The sequence below is a fragment of the Kitasatospora sp. NBC_00315 genome, assembly GCF_041435095.1.
GTDB lineage: Bacteria > Actinomycetota > Actinomycetes > Streptomycetales > Streptomycetaceae > Kitasatospora.
On the sequence record NZ_CP108025.1, the window covers coordinates 7,047,418 to 7,067,828 of the forward strand.

The 20,411-nt window shown below is 73.9% G+C and carries 19 protein-coding genes; 10 read left to right on the top strand and 9 right to left on the bottom strand.

Annotation, left to right across the window (positions count from 1 at the left end; translation table 11 throughout):
* The first annotated feature begins 6 nt into the window (after positions 1-6).
* Positions 7-603, top strand: coding sequence for an FxsA family membrane protein (fxsA, locus tag OG823_RS29630; protein ID WP_371483164.1), 597 nt, complete (start codon positions 7-9; stop codon positions 601-603).
* Positions 604-753: 150 nt separating this feature from the next.
* Here fxsA and OG823_RS29635 read toward each other — a convergent pair whose 3' ends face one another.
* From OG823_RS29635 to OG823_RS29645, 3 genes are all read right to left on the bottom strand, one after another.
* Positions 754-1,128 carry an RNA polymerase-binding protein RbpA gene (locus OG823_RS29635; RefSeq protein WP_371483165.1) on the bottom strand — a complete coding sequence of 125 codons (375 nt, stop codon included), beginning with the start codon at positions 1,126-1,128 and terminating at the stop codon, positions 754-756.
* Positions 1,129-1,418: 290 nt separating this feature from the next.
* Positions 1,419-3,062 (bottom strand): hypothetical protein, encoded by a 1,644-nt coding sequence (locus OG823_RS29640; RefSeq protein ID WP_371483166.1) that lies wholly within the window; start codon positions 3,060-3,062, stop codon positions 1,419-1,421.
* Positions 3,063-3,270: 208 nt separating this feature from the next.
* Positions 3,271-3,465 carry a hypothetical protein gene (locus OG823_RS29645; protein ID WP_073921277.1) on the bottom strand — a complete coding sequence of 65 codons (195 nt, stop codon included), beginning with the start codon at positions 3,463-3,465 and terminating at the stop codon, positions 3,271-3,273.
* Between the two features lie 375 nt (positions 3,466-3,840).
* On the opposite strand from OG823_RS29645, the gene OG823_RS29650 reads away from it, so the two are divergent.
* From OG823_RS29650 to OG823_RS29660, 3 genes are all read left to right on the top strand, one after another.
* Complete coding sequence (locus OG823_RS29650) at positions 3,841-4,281, top strand: ankyrin repeat domain-containing protein (protein WP_371483167.1); 441 nt, start codon at positions 3,841-3,843, stop codon at positions 4,279-4,281.
* 100 nt (positions 4,282-4,381) lie between these two features.
* Positions 4,382-4,891, top strand: a complete 510-nt coding sequence (locus OG823_RS29655; protein WP_371483168.1) for a GNAT family N-acetyltransferase — start codon at positions 4,382-4,384, stop codon at positions 4,889-4,891.
* A 158-nt stretch (positions 4,892-5,049) separates the two neighbouring features.
* On the top strand, positions 5,050-6,159 hold the full coding sequence (locus tag OG823_RS29660) for a serine hydrolase domain-containing protein (RefSeq protein ID WP_371483169.1): 1,110 nt from the start codon (positions 5,050-5,052) through the stop codon (positions 6,157-6,159).
* Between the two features lie 43 nt (positions 6,160-6,202).
* Here OG823_RS29660 and OG823_RS29665 read toward each other — a convergent pair whose 3' ends face one another.
* The 3 genes from OG823_RS29665 to OG823_RS29675 are packed head-to-tail and all read right to left on the bottom strand — an operon-like array spanning position 6,203 to position 8,830.
* Complete coding sequence (locus tag OG823_RS29665) at positions 6,203-7,219, bottom strand: NAD(P)/FAD-dependent oxidoreductase (RefSeq protein ID WP_371483170.1); 1,017 nt, start codon at positions 7,217-7,219, stop codon at positions 6,203-6,205.
* The gene (locus OG823_RS29670) at positions 7,216-7,758 is read right to left on the bottom strand and encodes an isoprenylcysteine carboxyl methyltransferase family protein (RefSeq protein WP_371483171.1); all 543 of its coding nucleotides are present in this window, start codon (positions 7,756-7,758) and stop codon (positions 7,216-7,218) included. The genes OG823_RS29665 and OG823_RS29670 overlap by 4 nt, the downstream gene beginning before the upstream one ends.
* 7 nt (positions 7,759-7,765) lie before the next feature.
* Positions 7,766-8,830 (bottom strand): type III polyketide synthase, encoded by a 1,065-nt coding sequence (locus OG823_RS29675; protein ID WP_371483172.1) that lies wholly within the window; start codon positions 8,828-8,830, stop codon positions 7,766-7,768.
* Between the two features lie 194 nt (positions 8,831-9,024).
* Here OG823_RS29675 and OG823_RS29680 point away from each other — a divergent pair, with 194 nt between their 5' ends.
* Positions 9,025-9,912: a UbiA family prenyltransferase gene (locus tag OG823_RS29680; RefSeq protein WP_371483173.1), complete on the top strand. Its 888-nt coding sequence runs from the start codon at positions 9,025-9,027 to the stop codon at positions 9,910-9,912.
* A 231-nt stretch (positions 9,913-10,143) separates the two neighbouring features.
* Here OG823_RS29680 and OG823_RS29685 read toward each other — a convergent pair whose 3' ends face one another.
* On the bottom strand, positions 10,144-10,386 hold the full coding sequence (locus tag OG823_RS29685) for a chaplin (protein WP_371483174.1): 243 nt from the start codon (positions 10,384-10,386) through the stop codon (positions 10,144-10,146).
* Positions 10,387-10,641: 255 nt separating this feature from the next.
* Positions 10,642-14,256 carry a discoidin domain-containing protein gene (locus OG823_RS29690; protein ID WP_371483175.1) on the bottom strand — a complete coding sequence of 1,205 codons (3,615 nt, stop codon included), beginning with the start codon at positions 14,254-14,256 and terminating at the stop codon, positions 10,642-10,644.
* 482 nt (positions 14,257-14,738) lie between these two features.
* On the opposite strand from OG823_RS29690, the gene OG823_RS29695 reads away from it, so the two are divergent.
* The gene (locus OG823_RS29695) at positions 14,739-15,593 is read left to right on the top strand and encodes an SDR family NAD(P)-dependent oxidoreductase (RefSeq protein ID WP_371483176.1); all 855 of its coding nucleotides are present in this window, start codon (positions 14,739-14,741) and stop codon (positions 15,591-15,593) included.
* A 14-nt stretch (positions 15,594-15,607) separates the two neighbouring features.
* On the opposite strand, the gene OG823_RS29700 is transcribed toward OG823_RS29695, so the two are convergent.
* On the bottom strand, positions 15,608-16,501 hold the full coding sequence (locus OG823_RS29700) for a LysR family transcriptional regulator (RefSeq protein ID WP_371483177.1): 894 nt from the start codon (positions 16,499-16,501) through the stop codon (positions 15,608-15,610).
* A 140-nt stretch (positions 16,502-16,641) separates the two neighbouring features.
* Between OG823_RS29700 and OG823_RS29705 the strand changes: the two genes are divergently transcribed.
* The 4 genes from OG823_RS29705 (at position 16,642) to OG823_RS29720 (ending at position 20,354) form a co-directional block, all read left to right on the top strand.
* Positions 16,642-17,376 carry a flavodoxin family protein gene (locus tag OG823_RS29705; protein ID WP_371483178.1) on the top strand — a complete coding sequence of 245 codons (735 nt, stop codon included), beginning with the start codon at positions 16,642-16,644 and terminating at the stop codon, positions 17,374-17,376.
* Positions 17,377-17,839: 463 nt separating this feature from the next.
* Positions 17,840-18,643, top strand: a complete 804-nt coding sequence (locus tag OG823_RS29710; protein ID WP_371483179.1) for an alpha/beta fold hydrolase — start codon at positions 17,840-17,842, stop codon at positions 18,641-18,643.
* Complete coding sequence (locus OG823_RS29715) at positions 18,643-20,001, top strand: PP2C family protein-serine/threonine phosphatase (protein WP_371483180.1); 1,359 nt, start codon at positions 18,643-18,645, stop codon at positions 19,999-20,001. Before OG823_RS29710 ends, OG823_RS29715 begins: the two co-directional genes overlap by 1 nt.
* Positions 19,998-20,354, top strand: coding sequence for an STAS domain-containing protein (locus tag OG823_RS29720; RefSeq protein WP_371483181.1), 357 nt, complete (start codon positions 19,998-20,000; stop codon positions 20,352-20,354). The genes OG823_RS29715 and OG823_RS29720 overlap by 4 nt, the downstream gene beginning before the upstream one ends.
* Positions 20,355-20,411: the final 57 nt, after the last annotated feature.

The window sequence follows — 20,411 nt, forward strand, 5'->3', positions numbered from 1 at the left end:
ACCGTGATGGAGTGGATCAGTACCGTGGCCCAGCAAGCGACCCCCGCCCGTCCCGCCCCACGAGGCAAGGTGCGGCGGATGCTGCCCCTGCTGCTCACCGTCTGGCTGGTGCTGGAGATCTGGATCCTGGTCCAGGTCGCCTCGGTGATCGGCGGATTCGCCGTTCTGCTGCTGCTGTTGGGCGGTGTGGCGGTCGGCGGTTGGGTGGTCAAGCGCGCCGGGCTCAAGGCGCTCTCGGCGGCGATCGACCAGAGCCGCGACCCCAAGCCCCGGCAGACCCAGACCGGCACCAGCCTGACAGTCCTCGCCGGGGTGCTGCTGATCATCCCGGGCTTCCTCTCCGACGTTCTCGCGCTCACCCTGCTGCTGCCGCCCACCCGGGCGCTCTGGCGCGCGGCCGGCCGCCGGTTCGCCGACGCCGCGCTGCGCCGCTCCCCGGTCGTCGGCGGTGACCCGTTCGCCGACGCCGTCCGCCTCCAGGAGCAGCTGCGCATCCACCGGCCGGACGGCAAGGTGGTCCAGGGTGAGGTGGTCGACCCGGCCCAGGGCCCGCGCGGCCCGCAGGGCCCGGACACCGGGGACGTCCCGCCGATCGCCGGCTGAACCCGGCGGGCGGCCGGGGCCGGCCGGGGTCGGCCGCCCGCCGGGTACGGAAAGCGAACCGCCCGCCGAGCACACGAAGCCGGGCATACGAAAGGGACCCTGAATTCTCAGGGTCCCTTTTCGGCGCCTCCCGCCGTGGCGGGAGCGTGGTCAGGCGCTCTTGCGGGTGTCGCGCGGGTGCACCGCGAGGTTCATCCCGCCGGAGCGGAGCACGGCCAGTCGTTCGGCCAGCACCTCTTCCAGTTCCTCGCGCGTGCGGCGCTCCATCAGCATGTCCCAATGGGTACGCGTGGGCTTGGTCTTCTTCTCCTCCGGCTCCTCGCCGTCGAGAAGTACTGCTTCCTGGCCGCAGAACCGGCATTCCCAGGCCGAGGGGATCTCCGCTTCCACGGAGAAGGGAACCTCGAATCGGTGTCCGTTCTGACATGCGTATTCGACGGTCTGGCGGGGAGCCAGATCGATACCGCGGTCCGTCTCGTAGCTAGTGGCCCCGAGTCGCGTGCCGCGAAGAGCTCGCTCGCTCATGAATCGTGCCTCCCGGGCTTATGGCCCACAGGACTAGTTGGTCGCTGTTCTTCGTCAGTTCGGTCAACGCCCGGCTGTCGACGAAGATTCCCGTCCGGGGACATGCGTCGTTTGGCGTGCCGCCCCTGTTTGTACCCATCAGCGCCCGATTTGTCACATCTGGCCGGTGTTATCACCCTGAGTGTCAGGTATTTCACATCTGGTGATCAATTCGACTTTCAACGAGGAGCGTACCGGGACGGGCCCGCCCGGACCCAACCGGCCGGGCCGCGGCCCGGCCGGACGGGTGATCACCAGACCGGGCGGGGCCGTACCGGCGCGTGCTCCTTGCCCAGGTCGACCGAGAGGTCCGGGGCCGCCTCCTCGACCGGACCGGCGGCCTCGGTGACCGGCGGCTCCTCGGTGCGGCGCGCCGCCTCCAGCGCCACGACCGTCGGGCCGGCCGCCTCCGTCCGGGTGTCGCGGTGCGGGAGCAGCGCGATGACCGCATCCCGCAGCTGCGCGGGCGCCTCGTCGTCCAGCGGGTCCACGGTGGCCGGGACCTGCAGCCGGACGGGCGCCGCGGTGCCGATCCTGGCGTAACCGCGTCCGGCCGGCGCGTGGGCGGCCGGCACGATGTCCAGTGGCGCGCCGAGCGCGGCCTGCGCCTCCTCGGGGCCGGTCGGGCCGAGCACGACCCTGGCCCGGGTGGTCGCCCGCAGGGTCGGGGTGATCCGGTCCCTGGCCTCGATGTCATCGGCGATCACCACGGTGACCCGGGCCGCCCGGCCGTGCCGCAGCGGCGTCTCCAACAGGTCCTGCGGATCCGGGCGGCCCTCGGCGTGGGCCAGCTCGCTGAGTTCGGTCGGGTGGTCGAGCAGCAGCCACAGCGGCCGGGTGACGTCCTCGGGCGGCGTGGTTCCGGCGTGCCGGGCGGCGTTGAGGGCGGTCAGGCGGCGGGCGGTCTCCTGGGCGGCCCACTCCAGCGCGGCCAGCGTGCCGTGCAGGCTGGTCTCCACGGTGTGCACGCCGGGACGGTTCACCAGGCAGGCGTGCTCGCCGGTGCCGGCGCCGTCGATCAGCACCAGGTCCGCGAACTGCAGGGCCTGCAGCGCGATCGAGCGGATCAGGGTGGAGGTGCCGTGCCCGGCGGCGCCCAGGGCGAGCAGGTGCGGCTCGGGGGAGCGCGGCCCGGTGCGCCAGATCACCGGTGGCTGCTGGGTGCTCACACCGCCCTGGCCGACCGGGATGGTCCGGGTGCTGCCGGCCTCGTCGGTGAAACCGAGCACGATCTCGCCCGGCGCCGTCACGAACCGCTGCGCGGCGATGTCCGTGGCCAGCGGCGCGAGCGCGCTGACCCGCAGGCGGTTGGACTCCTCGTCCCAGTCGAAGCGGTACTCGCGGGCCCGGCCCGCCTTGCCCTGCACGACCTGCTCGATCCGCGCCCGGGCCCCGGGCTCGGTGTCGGTGAAGTAGGCCGGATACGCGAGCTCCAGGGTGGTCAGCCGCCCCTGGCCGTCGAACTCCCACGAGCCGAAGGCCGTCTGGTAGCCGTGCTCGTTGCCGTAGAGCGGGCTCAGGTCGTCGGGCGCGGCCAGGTAGGGCGTGAGCGCCGCGTAGAGGGCGGTGAGCTTGACCTCGGCGACGTCCGGCTCGGCCGGGCCGGACGCGGCCTTCGGGGAGCGGCCGACCCAGGCGGCGCTGGCCATCAGCGCGATCAGGGCGAGGAGCGGCCCGTGCGGCAGCAGGAAGACGCCGAGCAGGACCGCCGCGGTGAGGAAGAGCGTCGGCCCCCGCCGCTCCTTCGGGGTCGCCTGCCAGCGGCCCTTCGCCCATTCGGCGTGGCGCCGCAGGCCCCGTCCGATGAGGGTGATCGGTGCGAACATGTCGGCGGCGTGGTCGCCGGCCGTACGGGCGAAGTCGCGGCCCTTGCTGACATGGCGGGTGAGGGACATTTCTTCGGACTCCCCGGGCGAATGGGACGGATCGGTGGGGGTGGGTCGGTACGGCCGGCGCGGCCGGCGCGGCCGGCGTGATCGTCGGGGCCGGCGCGGCGGCCGGGGGACGGGTGGGGCGGGGATCAACGCGTGCGGCGGCGGTGACGAACGGGCAGGCCCGGGGCGGTGGGATCCGCACCCGGGCCTGTGGCGGGGGAGTGGCGGCTCAGAACTTGATGCCGCCGAGCAGGCCGGCGAGACTCGCGCCGCCCGCCGTGATGCTGGGCGCGATGGAGGAGCCCGCCACGTAGAAGCCGAGGAGGGCACAGACCACGGCATGGGAGATCTTCAATCCGTCCCGGCGGAAGAAGAGAAAGGCGATGGTGCCGAACAGGACGATGCCTGAAATGGAGAGGATCACGCGTCTGCTCCTCGGGGAGGGTGACAGGGACAGTGTCACGGAAAGTGCCCTAATCGTGACAAAAAGTAATAGATGATGGAACGGCGCAAATGGGTGGTTCCCGTGGGTACGGCAATAGCGGGTGTATGCGAACCGCGCCCGGTCGGCCGTCGCGCGGCTCTGTTCGGCCATTGCCAGCCATTCCCGGGCGGGTGCCCCGCCGGTACTGCCGGTCCGGTCAAGTTCGCTCGAACGGACGCGTGACCACCGCGTCGACCTGTCGACACGTGGCGCCGCGGCGCACGGTGTGCTCCACATACCGGACGGCCGCTGGAACACGCCGCACCCGCCCGCTACGGTGCGGTACGTCACCCGCCCCGCTGAAAGGTCCCCCTCATGGCCGACTCCGCCGCTCCCGCAGGCTCCGCCGATCCCGCCGCGACCGCGCCGCAGGCGCCCGACGCCGACGTGATCGAGCTGGCCGGCAGGCTCTTCGACGCGGCCCGTGCGGGCGACGCGGCGACCCTCGCGGCCTACGTCGACGCCGGGGCGCCCGCGAACCTCTCCAACGACCGCGGCGACACCCTGCTGATGCTGGCCGCCTACCACGGCCACGTGGCCGCCGTCCGGGCCCTGCTGGAGCGCGGCGCCGACCCGGACCGGGCCAACGACCGGGGGCAGACGCCGCTGGCCGGCGCCGTCTTCAAGGGGGCCGACGACGTCCTGGCCGCGCTGCTGGACGGGGGCGCGGACCCGGCGGCGGGCACCCCCTCGGCGCTGGACACCGCCCGGATGTTCGGCAAGGACGACCTGGTGGCGCGGTTCTCCGCGCGCTGACGCCGGGCGGTACGGGTGGGGCCCGGCGAGCTCCCGGCGCGGGTGCGCCACCCGCCCCCGGGGCCCGGTGGCGCACCGGATCGTCGTAGGCTGGCCGACCATGGAGAGCACCACGCAGGGCACCGTCGAGATCCGCGTCACCGGCTTCGGCCACCCGGACGCGCAGAGGCTGTCGGCGGAGGTCCAGGAGGAGTACGTCCGCCGGTACGGCGAGGGCGACCTCACGGTCATCCACCCCGAGCACTTCGAGCCGCCGGCCGGCCTCTTCCTGATCGCCTACCTGGACGGCGTGCCGGTCGCCACCGGCGGGTGGCGGGCGAAGAAGGCCGACCCGCACGGCCTGCGGGACGGCGACGCCGAGCTCAAGCGGATGTTCGTGGTGCCCGGCGCGCGCGGCCGGGGTCTGGCCCGGGCGGTGCTGCGCCGGCTGGAGGAGACCGCCGCACTGGCCGGTCACACCCGGGTCGTGCTGGAGACCGGCACCGAGCAGCCCGAGGCGATCGCGCTGTACGCCTCCGAGGGGTACGCCCACATCCAGAAGTTCGGTCTCTACCGCGAGCACCCGCAGAGCGTCTGCATGGGCAAGTCGCTCCCGGCGCAGGACGCCTGAGCCCACGGGCTCGGGTCCACCCGCTCGGCCCCACGGGCCCGGTCCGTCCGGCCGAGCCGTCCGCCCGATCCCTCCGTCCGGCCGAGCCGCCCGTCGCGCTTCGGTGGCCGGGCCGCGCCGCTGGGTAGGCTCCCGCGGACGGCGACGGAGGCGGGGGAATGACCACCAGCGACGACCCACGGACCGATGGCGCACGGACCGACGGCCAGCGCACCGACGATCCGGGCGGTGGGCCCCAGGGCGGTGGGGACCGCGGCGGTGACGGCCCCCTGGCGGCGCTCGTCCGCCGCGGGCTGCGCCGGGTCGGCACCGGCGCCGTCTGGGCGGTCGGCGGGCCGGACGGCGTGTCGGCCGAGGGGCGGACCGGTCCGCTGGGACGCGAGCGGCAGCAGCCGGAGATGGACGCCGACACCGTCTTCGACCTGGCCAGCCTGACCAAGATCATCGCGCTCTGGCCCTGCGTCGGCGCCCTCTGGGCGGCGGGGCGGCTCCCGCTGGACGAACCGCTCGGCCGCTACTGGCCCGAGGTGACCGCCCGCCCGATCGGCGACCGGACGGCACGGCAGCTGCTGACCCACACCGCCGGTGTCCCGCTGCGCACCAACTTCGCCAGCCTGTACGGCACCGATCCCGGCGCCGTCCGGGCCGGCGTGCTCGCCGCGCCGCTGGAGCGGCCGGCCGGACGCGCCGTCGAGTACACCGACCGGGCCGCGATCATCCTCGGCTACCTGGTCGAGGCGCTCGGCGGTGCGTCGCTCGCCCGGCTCGCCACCCGCGACGTCTGGCGCCCGCTCGGCATGGCCGACACCGCCTTCGGCCCGCTCGGCGCCGCCGTGCTCGACCGCACCGCGCCCACCGAGTACGACGGGCCGACCGGGGGCTATCTCAGGGGCGTCGTCCACGATCCGTCCGCCCGTCTGCTCGGCGGTGCCTGCGGCAGCGCCGGCGCCTTCTCCACCGCTCGCGACCTGGGCGTCCTCCTCACGGCCCTGCTCAACCCGTCCGACCGCGAGGCCTGGGTGACGGAGTCACTGCGCGAGCAGACCGGCGGCCTGAGCCCCGCCCGGGGCCTGTCCTGGCTCTGCGCCCCCGGCACGGACCCGGCGGACGGCACCTTCGTGCACTACGGCTTCACCGGCACCGCCCTGTGGCTCTCCCGACGGCAGCGGCGCTGGGCGGTGCTGCTCACCAACAAGGTGCACGTCAACCGCGAGCGCCAGCCGCTGACCGACCTGCGCAACGCCTTCCGGCAGCAGGTGTTCGGCTGACCGCGGGCGGCCGCCCGCCCGAGGGCGCGTCGGCCGGGGCCGCTCAGGCCAGCCGGTTGACCCCCGCCGCGAAGAGGGCCGGGTACCGGACGGCGGTCGGTACGATCCGGGCCGCCAGCCGCGGCTGTCCGCGCAGCCAGAGCAGCGAGCCGGTCAGCAGCCGGTAGCGCCGGGACACCCGGCGCCAGGCCCGCTCGTACTCCTGCGGCCGGCCGGCCACGACGTGGTGCACGAGCTGGGCGGCCGCGCCCAGCGCCATCGCGATGCCCTCGCCGGTCAGGGCGTCGACGTAGCCGGCCGCGTCGCCCACCAGCAGGACGCGACCGGCCACCCGCGTGCGGGCCCGCTGCCGCAGCGGTCCGGCGCCGCGGGCGGCCGTCGCGGCGCCCGCGGGGAGGCGGGCGGCCAGCTGCGGGAACCCGGCCAGGTGCCGGTCGAACGGCGCGCGGTCGCCGGTCAGCACCGCGACGCCGACCAGTCCGGGCCCGACCGGGGTCACGTAGGCCTCGGCCCGGTCGGACCAGTGCACCTCGACACAGTCCGACCAGGGCGGCACCGCGAAGTGCCGGCGCAGTCCGTACCGGGGAGGCCGGTGGCCGGGGTGGGCGGTGAGGCCGAGCTGGCGGCGGATCGGCGAGTGCAGGCCGTCGGCGGCCGCGAGGTAGCGGGCGGTGATCCCGGCCGCGGTGACGCTGTCCCCGCTCTGGCACACGGCGCCCACCCGCAGCGGGAGCACCGGGACACCGAGCTCGGCGACCCGGCGGGCCAGTGCGGCGTGCAGGTCGGTGCGCCGTACGCCCCGGCCGGGTGGACCGCGGAAGTGCGCCTCGGCCTGCCGGTGGGCGTCCAGGTAGCGGATGCCCAGCAGGGGGACGCCCCCGATCGGTACACCGAGGCCGGCGAGAGCGCCGACGGCGGCGGGCATCAGCCCCTCGCCGCAGGCCTTGTCGACCGGCGCCGGGCGGGGCTCGGCCACCACCACCTCCAGGCCGGCCAGCGCGGCGTGGATCGCGGTGGCCAGCCCGGCCGGGCCGCCGCCGGCGACCAGCAGGTCGATCACGGCGTCGCGCCCGCCACGGCCGGCGCCGGACCGGTGGCGAGTCCCAGCGCGCGGTTCTCGCAGCGCAGTCGTACCGCCAGCAGCGGCAGGTTCAGCAGGGTGAACCCGAGCGCGGTCAGCCAGGCGGTGTGCACCAGCGGCAGCGCGGCGCCCTCCACCACGACGGCGACGTAGTTGGGGTGGGCGAACAGCCGGTAGGGCCCGCCGGTCACCAGCGGCAGTCCGGGGACGACGATCACCCGGGTGTTCCAGCGCGGGCCGAGGGTGGCGATGCACCACCAGCGCAGCGCCTGCGCCGCCAGCGCGAGGGCGAGCATCGGCCAGCCCAGGGCCGGCAGGAACGGGCGATGGGCCCACGCGGTCTCGGCCAGGCAGCCGGCCAGCAGTCCGGTGTGCAGCAGGACCATCACGGGGTAGTGGCCGCCGCCGAACTCCCGGCCGCCGAGGCGCCGGGACCAGCCGGCGTTGCGGCGGGCGGTGACCAGCTCGGCCAGGCGTTCGGCGGCGACCAGCAGGATGAGCGCGGTGTAGGGGGACATCGGCGGCCTACCAGCGGAGCAGGACGAGTTCGGAGCAGAAGCCCGGGCCCATCGCCAGCAGCAGGCCGGGAGTGCCGGGCAGCGGCGGCCGCTCGGCCAGGGTGTCGCGCAGGATGTGCAGGACCGAGGCGGAGGAGAGGTTGCCCACCTCGGCGAGCGAACGCCGGGTCAGCTCCAGCGCGCGGGCCGGCAGATCCAGCGTCTCGCGGACGGCGTCCAGGATCTTCGGGCCACCGGGGTGACAGACCCAGGCGGTCACCTCCTGCGGTTTCAGGTCGTGGTCGGCCAGGAAGGTGCGGACCTCCGGGCCCAGGTGGCGGCGCACGACGTCGGGCAGTTCGCCGCCCAGCACGATCTGGAAGCCGTTGTCGCCGATGTCCCACCCGAGGAGCCGCTCGGTGCCGGGGTAGAGCCGGCTGCGGGTCGCCACCACGACGGGCCCCTCGTCCGGCCGGTTGGCGGGGTGGTCCCGGCCGACCGCGACCAGCGCGGCCGCGCCGTCGCCGAACAGCGAACCCGCCACCAGGTTGGCCGCCGAGGAGTCGGTGCGCTGGAGGGTCAGGGAGCACAGCTCGACCGAGAGCAGCACGGCCACGTCGTCCGGCCGGCCGCGCAGGTAGTCGTGGAGCCTGGCGATGCCGGCGGCCCCGGCCACGCAGCCCAGTCCGAAGACCGGTACCCGCTTCACGTCCTCGCGCAGACCGAGTCGCCCGGCCAGCCGGGCCTCGATGGAGGGGGCCGCGATGCCGGTGACGGAGGTGGAGATGACCAGGTCCACGTCCTGCGGGCGGAGGCCGGCCTCGTCCAGCGCGGCCTTCACCGCGCGTTCGCCGAGCTCCAGGGCCACCTCGATGAAGGCGTCGTTCGCCTCGCCGAAGCCGTTCAGCGTCGCGTACCGCTCCAACGGGAGGGCGAGGCTGCGGGTGCGGACCGAGGAGGTGCCGTGCAGCCGGTCGAGCACCCCGCGCTCGGCCTCCCGCACCAGGCCCATGGCTGCGAGCGCGTCCGTGATCTCGTACTGCTCGTAGCGGTGGGGCGGGAGAACTCCGTGGACAGCGGCGATTCGCGTCATGGCCACAGGATAGGAACGAAAGGCGCGGAGCCATCCATCCCGGCATAAGTCTGACTTTCCGGGTGTCGTCCGTGCCGAGTGACGTGCCGGACAGGACCAGGGCCGGGTCCGGCCGGGTCCGGCCGTTCCCGCCGGGCGTCCGGCGCCGCGCGCTGATCCCACGCTAAGTGTCGGACGCGGCCTAGGATCCGGCTGTGCCCAGCACCGTGATCGGGAGCGCCGACGCCCCGGGCCGCTCGACCCCGGGTCGGGCGGCCCGGGTGACGAGGGGTCTGCTGCGGGCCTGTCACCCCGAGCCCACGCTGGTGGTCACGGCGCTGATCACCGCGCTCGCGGCGGCCGCCGGGCGGAGTGCGGCCGGGTGCCTGCTGGTCGCCGCCGCGGTGCTCACCGGGCAGTTGTCGGTGGGCTGGTGCAACGACCGGGTCGACCTCCGACGTGACCGCGCCGCCGGGCGCCGGGACAAACCCCTGGTGGCCGGCGCGCTGCGACCCGGCACGGTGGCGATCGCGGCCGGCGCCGCGCTCGCGCTGTGCGTCCCGTTCTCGCTGGCCAACGGTGCCTCGGCGGGCACCGCCCACCTGGTCGCGGTGGCCGCCGCCTGGGCCTACGACCTCGGCGTCAAACGGACGGTGCTGTCCTGGCTGCCGTACGCCGTGGGCTTCGGTCTGCTGCCGGTCTTCGTCACGCTCGCTCTCCCGGGACACCCCTGGCCGCAGCCCTGGGCGGTCGCGGCGGGCGCGCTGCTCGGAGTGGGCGCGCACCTCACCAATGTGCTGCCGGACATCGACGCGGACCTCCGCGTGGGCGTGCGGGGCCTGCCGCAGCGCCTCGGCCGGGGCCGGACCAGGGCGCTGGCCCCGGTGCCGCTGCTCGCCGCATCGGTGTTGCTGGTGTTCGGGCCGCCCGGCCCGGTGGGTGGTTGGGGGTGGGCCGCGCTCGCGGTCACCGGCGCGCTCGCCGTCGCGGTGGTGCTGCCCGGCGGCGCCGCTGCGGAGAGCCGGCGTCCGTTCCTGGCCACCCTCGCGATGGCCGCGACCGCGGTGGGCCTGCTGCTCCTGCACGGCGCCGCGTTCACCTGACGGGCGGTCCGGGGACGGCGTCCCGCCTGCCCTCCTCCAGGGCTGCCCTGCTCCGTGGCCTCCCTGCCCCATGGCCGGGGCGATCGACGGAGCCGTGGACCAGGCCGTCGACCAAGCCGTCGACCAGGCCGTCGACCAGGCCGTCGGCACGGGGCCGATCCCGCGCGGGGGCGCGGGACCGGCCCCGTGGCCGGTGGGTGCCGGCGCACCCCTCGGCCGCCCGGCGGTGGGTCAGCCGACGTTCGCGCAGGTGTTGCCGAAGGCCGGGTTCAGCAGGCCGATGACGCTGACGGAGTTGCCGCACAGGTTCACCGGAACGTGCACGGGCACCTGGATCAGGTTGCCCGAGAGCACGCCGGGCGAGCCCGCGGCGACGCCCTCCGCACCCGAGCTCGCGCTGGCGGCGCCCGCACCGGCGAGGACGAGGGCGCCGGCGGCGGCGCCCAGGACGAGGGACGTGCGAAGACGGGGCATGGATCTCTCCTGTGTTTGCGTGACGGATCGGACCGTCCGGGGCCGGGGTCCCGACCGGCCGGACGTCTGCTCTTCGGGCACGCGACGGCCGCGGACCGGTCGCCCGGCCCTGGTTCACCCGATCCGGTGAACAGCTGCGTGCGGACGGGCGAAGGGGTGACGGGCCGCCCGCCGGCCGGCCCCGCTCGCCGAACACACGAGCGGCCGCCCACCGAAGTGGGCGGCCGCTCAGGGAGGGGAGAGGGCGGGCTCGGATCAGGAGAAGATCTGGAACTCCGAGAGCTGCCCCGCGGGCCAGCCCGTGTTTCCGGTGAAGTTCAGCCGCAGGTAGCGCACCGATCCGGCCGGGACGGTGATGGTGACCGCGTTGCCGGTGGCCGGGTTGAAGGTGTACCCGGCCGAGGCCTTGAGCGTCGTCCAGGTGCTGCCGTCGGTCGAGCCCTGGACCGAGAGGGTCTCGGTCCGGGTGGCCCAGTCGGCGGACGGGGGCAGCGTGAGGGTGAGCGTGCTGACGCTCTTCGCGCTGCCCAGGTCGGCCTGGAGCCACTGCGGGAAGGCGTTGTTGTTGCTCTCCCAGTAGCTGCCGGTGTTGCCGTCGGCGGTGTTGCCAGGCCCGTAGTTCTGGGTGGAGCTGCTCGCCGTCATGGTCGCGCCGAGCGCCAGGTTGCCGCCACCCGCCGCGGTGGCGGTACCGGTGAGGGCGATGACGAGCGGGCCGGCCGGGTCGTTCGAGGCGACGCTCACGCTGCCGGTGCGGGCCCCGGCGGCGGTCGGCCGGAACGTGACGGCCACGGTGCAGGAGGCGCCCGCGGCGAGGGTGGCGCCGCAGGTGGTGGTGTCGCTGAAGTCACCGGAGGCGGTGACGGCGCCCAGACTGGCCGTCGCGGTGCCGGTGTTGCTCACCGTGGTGCTCTTCGCCGGGCTGGTGGTGCCCACCGTCCGGCTGTCGAAGGCCAGGCTGCTCGGAGCTGCCGTGAGGGCCGGCGCGCCGGTGCCGCCGCCGCCCCCGGTGCTGCCGCCGCCGGAGTAGATCAGCAGTTCGGAGAACTGGGCGGCGGGCCAACTGGTGTTGCCGGTGACGTTGATCCGCAGGTACCGCACCGTGCCGGTCGGCAGCGCGATGGTCACGGTGTTGCCGGTCGCCGGGTCGAACGTGTACCCGGCCGAGGCCTTGAGCGTCGTCCAGGTGCCGCCGTCGGTCGAGCCCTGGACCGAGAGCGTCTGCGTACGGGCGCCCCAGGCGGTGGCGGGCGGGAGGTCCAACGTGAGCGAGCCGACCTGCTGGGCCGTACCGAGGTCGGCCTGGAGCCACTGCGGGAAGGCGTTGCTGTTGCTCTCCCAGTAGCTGCTGGTGTTGCCGTCGTTGGTGTTGGACGCCGGGAAGCCGCCGTTGGAGCTGCTCGCGGTGAGGGTAGCGCCGGCCGCGAGGTTGGTGGTGGCCGAGACGCCGGTACCGGTGAGCGTGGTGCCGACCGGAGTGGAGGTGGTGGAGTTGGCGATCGCGAGCGTGCCGCTCTGCGGCCCGCCGGCGGTCGGCGTGAAGGTCACGCTGACGGTGCAGGACGCACCGGCGGCCAGCGTGGCGCCGCAGGTGTTGGTCTGCGCGTACGGGCCGCTGACCGTGATCGAGGACAGCGTGGCCGCGGCCGTCCCGGGGTTGCCGACCGTGACGGTCTTCGCCGCGGTCGTGCTGCCGACCGCGACGTTGCCGAAGGCGAGCGAGCCCGGGTTGGCGGAGACCGGCGTGTGCACCACGGTGCCGCCGTCGGTGCCGACCAGCTGCACCGTGGTGGGGCCGCCGGGCCGGCTGTTCGGGATCGTCAGGGTACCGCTGGTGATGCCGGAGGTGGGCGCGGTGTAGGAGACGTCGACCTGGCACCACATGCCCGGGTCGGTGTCGTTGGCACCGTTCAGGCTGCCGCCGCAGGGCTTGGCCGGGTCGGGGGAGACGGTGAAGCCGCCGGTGGCGGAGATGCCGCCGAGCGTGGCCGCCGAGCGGCCGGTGTTGTAGACGGTCACCTTCTGGATCGCGGTGGCCGCGCCGACCCTGGCGTTCTCGAAGGTCACCGTGGACGGGAAGGCGGTGACCGGCGCGGCCCCGGGGAACCCGCAGGTCGGGGTGGCGGACCAGCCGGTGTTGCCGCTGCCGAGGCCGAGGGCGAAGCCGGAGCCGCAGTCCTCCACGCCGCCGACGCCGACGTTGGTGGCGGTCACGCCGGACACGGTGGCCGAGCCGGAGGTCTGGTTCTGGAAGACGTACGTGCCGACACCGTTGACGGTCTCGTTGCTGATGTGCACGCCGCTGATCGGCTTGCCGCCCTCCAGCGCGCCCTGGAACTGGTAGGCCTCGTAGGGGCTCTGGTCGATCTCGTTGCCGGAGACGTTGATCGTTCCGGTCATCGCCGAGTCGAGCGCGAAGAACCACATGGCGCCGACGCCGTAGTCCCAGCCCGGGTCGAACTGACCGGTGCGCACCAGCTTGTTGCCGCTGATGGTGGTCGTCCCGGCCAGTGCCACCGCGCCGAAGCGGTTGCCGACGTGGACGCCGCCGCCCCGGGTGACGGTGTCCTGGAGCAGGTTGTTGGTCACGCTGTTGTCCGAACCGCCGTACAGGGCGATGTTGTTGGCGAGACCGGGGGAGTCGACCGTGTTGTGGTCGAAGGTGTTGCCGCTGTCGTTGGTGGACGACCACATGGCCAGGCCGTCGTCCTGGGTGTTGCGCAGGAAGCTGTTGCGGACGGCCGAGTTGGTCACCCCGCCGTCGAAGTTGATGCCGTCGGCGAGGGTGTCCTGGATACGCATGTTCTGGAACGTCAGGTTGGTCGTCGCGCCGACCACCCAGGCGCCCACCTTGGCGTTCTGGATCCAGACGTCGGAGATCGTGGTGTTGTTGAACCCACCGTTGAAGCCGTTGACCGAACCGTCGCTGTCGTCACGCGAGTTGACGTTGCCGAAGATCGACAGGTCGTGCACCGTGACGTTGGTGGTCTGGCCGACGTTCCCCTGGAACTCCACGTTGTGGCCGGTCAGCTTCGTGTACCACTGGCCGGCGCCGGCGACGCCGACCCGGTTGAGGCCGATCGGCGCGGTGATGTTGTACAGGCCCTGCGGCAGGTAGACGCCGGTGCCGGCGGCCGAGGCGTCGTTGACGGCCTGCTGGAGCTTGGTGGTCGCGTCGGCGACACCGGAGCTGTCGATGTTGTACGGCGCCTGGGTGACGTCCAGGTACCCGGCGGGCTTCGGCAGCGGCGCGGCCACGTTCTCGAAGTCGGCCGTGTTGATCGCGTACCAGGGAGCGGTGTCGTTCGCGTCGACCTGGAGCTTCACCACCGTCCCGGCGGGCAGCACGGACGGGAACATCGTCCGGACGTCGTCGTAGAAGTCGTGCGGCACCGCGCTCTGCGGATCGCCCACGTCGGCCGGGTTGTTGGTGAACGTGTACGCCCCGTAGAGCCAGCTGTTCCTGGAGGTCAGCTGGAGGTCCTGGGTCTTGGTGCCGTTGACGTAGACGCTCAGCGGCGCGGTCAGGCCGGTGCCGTCGAGCGAGTCCGGGATGGAGTAGTGGAAGTCCACGGCGTTGGCCGGCGCGGTCAGCGTGAACTGCACGTACTTGCCCTGGCCCACCAGCTGCACGGCCTGGCGGCCGGTGGCCTCGGAGGCGAGCGTGCCGTAGGTGTAACTCGGGGCCAGGACATTGCCGTTGGTGGCCGCGTTGGCGGCCAGGTACTCGGTGAACGGGGTGGCGGCGCCGGGTGGGGTGGCGGCGCCCGCGGTGGCGGGCAGCGCCAGCACCGGCACGGTGGCCAGCAGCGCGGCGCTGGTGAGACCCGCCGCCCAGCGGCGGACGGCGCGGGTCGGATGGTGGAACACGCAAGGGCTCCTACGGCTCGGATGGGGCTGGGTGGGGGTGGTCGGCCGCACCGCCGCCCCTCAGCGGCGACGCGGCCGTCGGTGCCAGCCACGCGGGAGCTGCGCCCGAGGTGTCGTCGGCGTGCCGTCCCTCCGTCGGTGGCGGCACGCCCGCCCGGTACAAGCCGCTTGTGGCGGGGCTCACTTAACCATCGCCAACAGATACTCTCAATATCTCGATCGATATTTGCAAAAACTTGACACATCTTCGAGTCTGCATGACGTGCCCGAGGGTGGCGCGCGTCGCCTCCGCGGAATACCCGGGAACGCCACGGGTGGTCGCTCGAACACCGGCTCGGAGGGCGCGGCGCCGAGGGCGCGGCCCGCTCCGTGCCTGCGCGGGATTTGCCCTGGAGTGCGCTCCAATGTTCAGACTGAGGGCATCCGCGGACGCCGGCCCCCTTGCCCGGCGGTACCGGCTCCCGACAGAAGAGAGCAGCGCCATGGACAGCACCCGTCCCGTCGTCCTGATCACCGGCACGTCCAGCGGCATCGGCCTGGAAACCGCCGTGGCCGCGGCCAGGGCCGGCCATCAGGTGATCGCCACGATGCGCGACCCCGGTCGGGACGCCGCCCTGCGCGCGGCGGCGGAGGCCGCGGGCGTGGCCGACCGCGTCGAGGTCGGCCGACTGGACGTCACCGACCCGGCCTCGGTGGCCGCCTGCGTGAGCGCCGTGGTCACCGATCACGGACGGCTCGACGCGCTGGTGAACAACGCGGGCGCCGGTCACGTCGGGACCTTGGAGATCGACGGTGTGGCGAAGGCGCGCGAGGTGATGGAGGTCAACTACTTCGGGGTGCTGGCCGTCACGGAGGCCGCGCTGCCGCACCTGCGGGCCGCGAAGGGCCGGGTCGTCACCGTCAGCAGCGTGGGCGGCGTGGTCGGCCAGCCGTTCAACGAGGCGTACTGCGCGGCCAAGTTCGCGGTCGAGGGGTTCATGGAGTCGCTGCACCCGGTCGCGGCGGCCGTCGGGGTCGCGGTGGTCCTGGTCGAACCGGGCGCGGTGGCCAGCGAGTTCGTCCGCAACGTGGGGGCCGGTGGTCCGCTCGAGGAGCGCGCCGCGGCGGCGGGCCCCTACGCCCCGGCGATGGTGGCCTACCTCGACCGGACCGCCAACGCGTTCGCGTCCGCGCAGACGGCCGCCGAAGCGGCCGCCGTGGTGGTCGCCGCGCTGACCGCCGAGCGGCCGGCCCTGCGGATCCAGACCTCCGAGGCCGCGGCGGCGTTCGTCGGCGCCAAGCTCGCCGACCTGGACGGCGGCAGGATCACCACGATGACGGCGGGCTGGATCGCCTGATCGCCCGTCGGCGCTCAGTGCTCGGCGGCGGGCGCCACCGAGGCGTGCAGCAGCAGGTCCCGCAGCGCCGTGGCGCTGTCCGACGGCTCGGCGGGGGTGAGGACGACCTGGTCGGCGGTGGTCGAAGGGCCGGTGAGGGGGATGACGCGCAGGCCGGGTGGCCGGTGGTCGAGCGCGGATTCGACGGCGATGCCGATGCCCGTTCCCGCGGCGACGTGAGCGGCGATGGCCTGCACGCTGTCGGCGGTCCTGATGATGCGCAGGTCGGCTCCGCCGAGGTGGAACGCGGCCAGCAGGCGGTCGCAGAGACCGCTGTTGATCTGGTGGGGCCAGGTGAGCAGGTCGGTGGTGGACAGTTCGGACGCGCTCAGCTCGGTACGCCCGGCGAGGGGGTGGGCCGCGGGTACGAGCGCCATGAACCGCTCGGTGGAGAGCACCCGCGCGCGTACGCCGGTGATGTCGCCGGTCGCCCAGCCGATGCCCAGCCCGATCGTCCCGGCCCGCAGGGCGGTGAGCTGGGCGGTGGTCGGCATCGCCTCCGGCACGATCGTCACGTCGGGAAGGCGGTCGCGCAGTCGCGGCAGGCAGCGCAACAGCAGTTGGTGGCCGGTGTACTCGGCGTGGCCGACGACGAGGGCGGTGTCGGCCCGGCCGCCGGCGGCCAGGGAGCGTCCGCGCTGCTGGAAGCGGCGCAGTTGGGCCAGGGTGGCGTGGGCGTCGGGCAGCAGCGCCTCGCCGAGATCGGTCAGTGACACCCGGCGGCTGGTGCGGTGGAACAGCCGCCCGCCCAGGGCGTTCTCCAGCCGCCTGACGGCGTCGCTGACGGTGGGCTGCCCCCGGTGCAGCCGCGTGGCGGCGCGGCCGAAGTGCAGCTCTTCCGCGACGGCGACGAATGCTTCCAGTTCCATCCTGTCCACCGGAGCAGGCTAACCCGATCGATCGGTGCGACCGATCGCTGGGTGCCGGAGTTCGGCGTTGATGGTCTGCCGTGCGCGGGCTGTGATGGGGCGACAGGGATTTCCGCACGAACGGGAGCAGTGAGAAGCAGATGACAGTCAATGAGGTCGACCGTGAGCACGACGCGCCGGTGGTCACGGTGACGGTGGTCCACCACTCGGTGCACGGGCACACCCGGGTGCTGGCCGAACACCTCGCCGCCGGGGCGCGGCTGGTGCCGGGCGCCCGGGTGCACCTCGTCGAGATCAGGCCCGAGGACGTCACCGCCGGCCGGTGGCACGATGCGCGGGTGCTGGCGCTGCTCGACCGCTCCGACGCGATCGTCCTCGGCTGCCCGACGCTGATGGGCAGCGTGTCGGCGGTGTTCAAGGCGTTCATGGAGGCGGCGTTCACGCCGTTCACGACGCAGGCGTGGAAGGACAAGCTGGCCGGAGGTTTCACCATGTCCGCCTCGCAGAGCGGAGACAAGCTGGCGGTCCTGGAGCAGCTGGCGGTCTTCGCCGCGCAGATGGGCATGCAGTGGATCGGCGTGGGCGACATGCCGGGCAACAACTGGAGCGGTGGCGCCCGTGACGACGTGAACCGGCTGGGCTCGTGGCTGGGCCTGATGAGCCAGAGCCACGCCGACCAGGGGCCGGAGCACGCCGGATCGCGCGGTGACCTGATCACCGCGCAGCGGTACGGCGAGCGGATCGCCCGGCTGGCCCAGCGTTGGGTCAACGCCGTGCCGTACGACACGCCCCGGACGACCGAGCACGAGGCCCGCGCGCTGTCGGCCTCCTTGAGGGAGACGGCCGCCGCGCCGGCGGCGCTGACCGGCGCCTGACCTCGCAGATGGCCCCGCACCGGCGGCGTCCGGACCGGGCGAGGCGTGCGGGCCGGGCGAGGCGTGCGGTCCGTGACGGGAGGGACGGCACCCCTCCTCCCCGGCGGGGGCCGGCGCCCGCCCGGATGGCGGGCGGAGGTGTTCACGGTCCGGTGTTCACGGCCCGTGCGCGCGGCGAGGTGTTCACCGCCCGGTGTTCACTCCGGATTCGGCCGTCCTCACGTCGATGTGGTCGGCGCCGGAGAGGACGGAGGCCAGTTCGGGAGTGGTGTCGATGATGCTCATGAGGTGTGCCCTCCTCGGTACGGGGGAGCGACGCGGGGGAGTCAGGAGGCCGACCGGTCCAGCAGCGGAAGCAGCAGCTCGTACACTCCACGCTTCCGGGGTGGGTCCGGCCGTCCGGCCGACCGGGGATCCCGGCCCGATGTTCGACAGCTGGCCAGGTGAGCGGGACACTGGGCGGATGGACACGCGCAGCAGGCACCATGTGACGGTCGTGGGTCGGGACGAGGGGCCGTCCTTGGTGCTGGCCCACGGCTTCGGGTGCGATCAGAACATGTGGCGCCTGGTGCTGCCCGCGCTCGCGGAGCAGTTCCGGGTGGTGCTGTTCGACCACATCGGCGCGGGCGGGTCGGACGCCTCGGGGTGGAGCGAGCAGCGGTACTCCTCGCTGGACGGCTACGCCGACGACGTGCTGGAGATCCTGGCGGAGCTGGACCTGCGGGACGTGGTGTTCGTCGGGCACTCCGTCAGCGCCTCCGTGGGGGTGCTGGCCGCGGTACGGGACCCGGCGCGCTTCGCGAAGCTGGTGCTGCTCAACCCCTCCCCGCGGTTCATCGACGAGGACGGCTACCGCGGTGGCTTCAGCCACGACGACATCGAGGAGCTGCTGGAGTCGCTGGAGAGCAACTACCTGGGGTGGTCGGCGACGATGGCCCCGGTCATCATGGGCAACGAGGAGCGCCCCGAGCTCGGCCGGGAACTCACCAACAGCTTCTGCCGGATGGACCCGAAGATCGCCCGGGTCTTCGCCCGGGCCACCTTCCTCTCCGACAACCGCGCCGACCTGCCGCACGTGACGGTGCCCACCCTCGTGCTGGACTGCGCGCAGGACGCCATCGCCCCACCCGAGGTCGGCGCCTACGTCCACGCGCAGATCCCCGGGAGCCGCCGCGAGACGCTGGCCGCCACCGGCCACTGCCCCCAGCTGAGTGCGCCCGAGGCCACCGCCGCCGCGATCCGCGCGTTCGCCGGCGGCTCCAGGTGATGTCGCGCGTCGGCGAATCCCGCGAGGGCGGATCCGGCGCGGAGGGGCACGGCGCCGCGGCGTTCACCGCCCTGCTCGAGGACAGTGCCGAGGACCTCTACGACAACGCCCCGTGCGGCTATCTCTCCACCCTCATGGACGGCACCCTCGCCAAGGTCAACACCACCCTGCTGAAATGGCTCGGCCACTCCCGCGAGGACCTGGTCGGACGGCGCCGCTTCGCCGACCTGCTCACGGTCGGCGGAAAGCTCTACCACGAGACGCACTTCGCGCCGCTGCTCGCGATGCAGGGCGAGGTCGGCGGCGTCGCCCTGGACCTGAAGACCGCCGACGGCGGCCGGCTGCCGGTCCTGGTCACCTCCACCGTCAAGCGGGGTTCCGACGGGCAGCCGCTGCTGATCCGCACCACCCTCTTCGACGCCCGCGACCGCCGGGCCTACGAGATGGAGCTTCTGCGGGCCCGCGAGGAGGCCGACGCCCTTCGCCAGGACGCCGAACAGGCGCGCCGGGAGGCGGAGCTCCAGCGTCAGGAGGCGGAGCGGGCCCGCGACCAGGCGCAGGCCGCGTCCCGGCTGCTGGAGGTGGAACGCGACCGCCTGCGCGTCCTGGCGACGACCCTGCAGCGCACCCTGCTGCCGCCGGCCCTGCCCGCCGTCCCCGGCCTGGAGGTCGCGGCCCGCTACCACGTGGCCTCCACCGACGAGGTCGGCGGCGACTTCTACGACCTGTTCCCGCTCGGGGGCGGGCAGTGGGCGTTCTTCCTCGGCGACGTCTGCGGCAAGGGAGCGGCGGCCGCCGCCGTCACCTCCCTGGCCCGCTACACCCTGCGTGCCGCCGCGCTCGCCGACAGCGACCCCGGCGCAGTCCTGGCCCACCTCGACGCCGTCATGCAGAACACCTACACCGGCCTGGACACCCGGTTCTGCACCGTCGTGCACGGCCTGCTCACCCCCGACCCGGCCGGGCAGGGCGCGGGCTTCACGCTGACGCTCGCCAGCGGCGGCCACCCCCCGGCCCTGCTCCTGCACGCCGACGGCACGGCCACCTACCGGCCGACCCCGGGTGGGCAGCTCATCGGCGTCATCCCCGACGCCCACATCGCCACCACGACCCTGCACCTGGCCCCCGGCGACACCCTGCTGCTCTACACCGACGGCCTCACCGAGGCCCACACCGAGAGCGACGGCCGCTACGGCGACGAGGCCCTCCTCGTCCACGCCGCCCGGCTCGCCCCGACCACCGCGTCCGCCCTCCTCGACTCGCTCGTCGAGCTGCTGGCAGGCTTCGGCGCCGGCGTGGACGACGACACCGCGCTGGTCGCGCTGAGCGTCCCGATCAGCAGGCGGGGCCCCCGATGAGCGAGCTGACCCTCACCGTGACCACCGCCGGACAGGGGGCGGTGATGGCGATCCGAGGTGACCTCGACTTCCACAGCGCGCCCCGCGTCCGCGAGGCGCTGGCCGACCTCCGGCTGGCGCCGGGCGGGCGACTGGTACTCGATCTCGGGGGCCTCACGTTCTGCGACTCCTCCGGGATCAGCGTCCTGGTGGCGGCGCACAACCACACCCAGGGCCTGCGGGCCGAGACCGTGCTCGCCGACGTCCCCACCGGCGTCAGCCGCATCCTGGGCGTGGTCGGACTGGAGCGGGTCATCGCGCAGTACGCCGACACCCGGGCCGCCACCGCCGGTTGGACGCAGGCCGCGACCTGACGATTGGCCGGGACGCCCCGCGACCTCCCCGTGGGGTGCGGGGCCGGACGGCAGTGG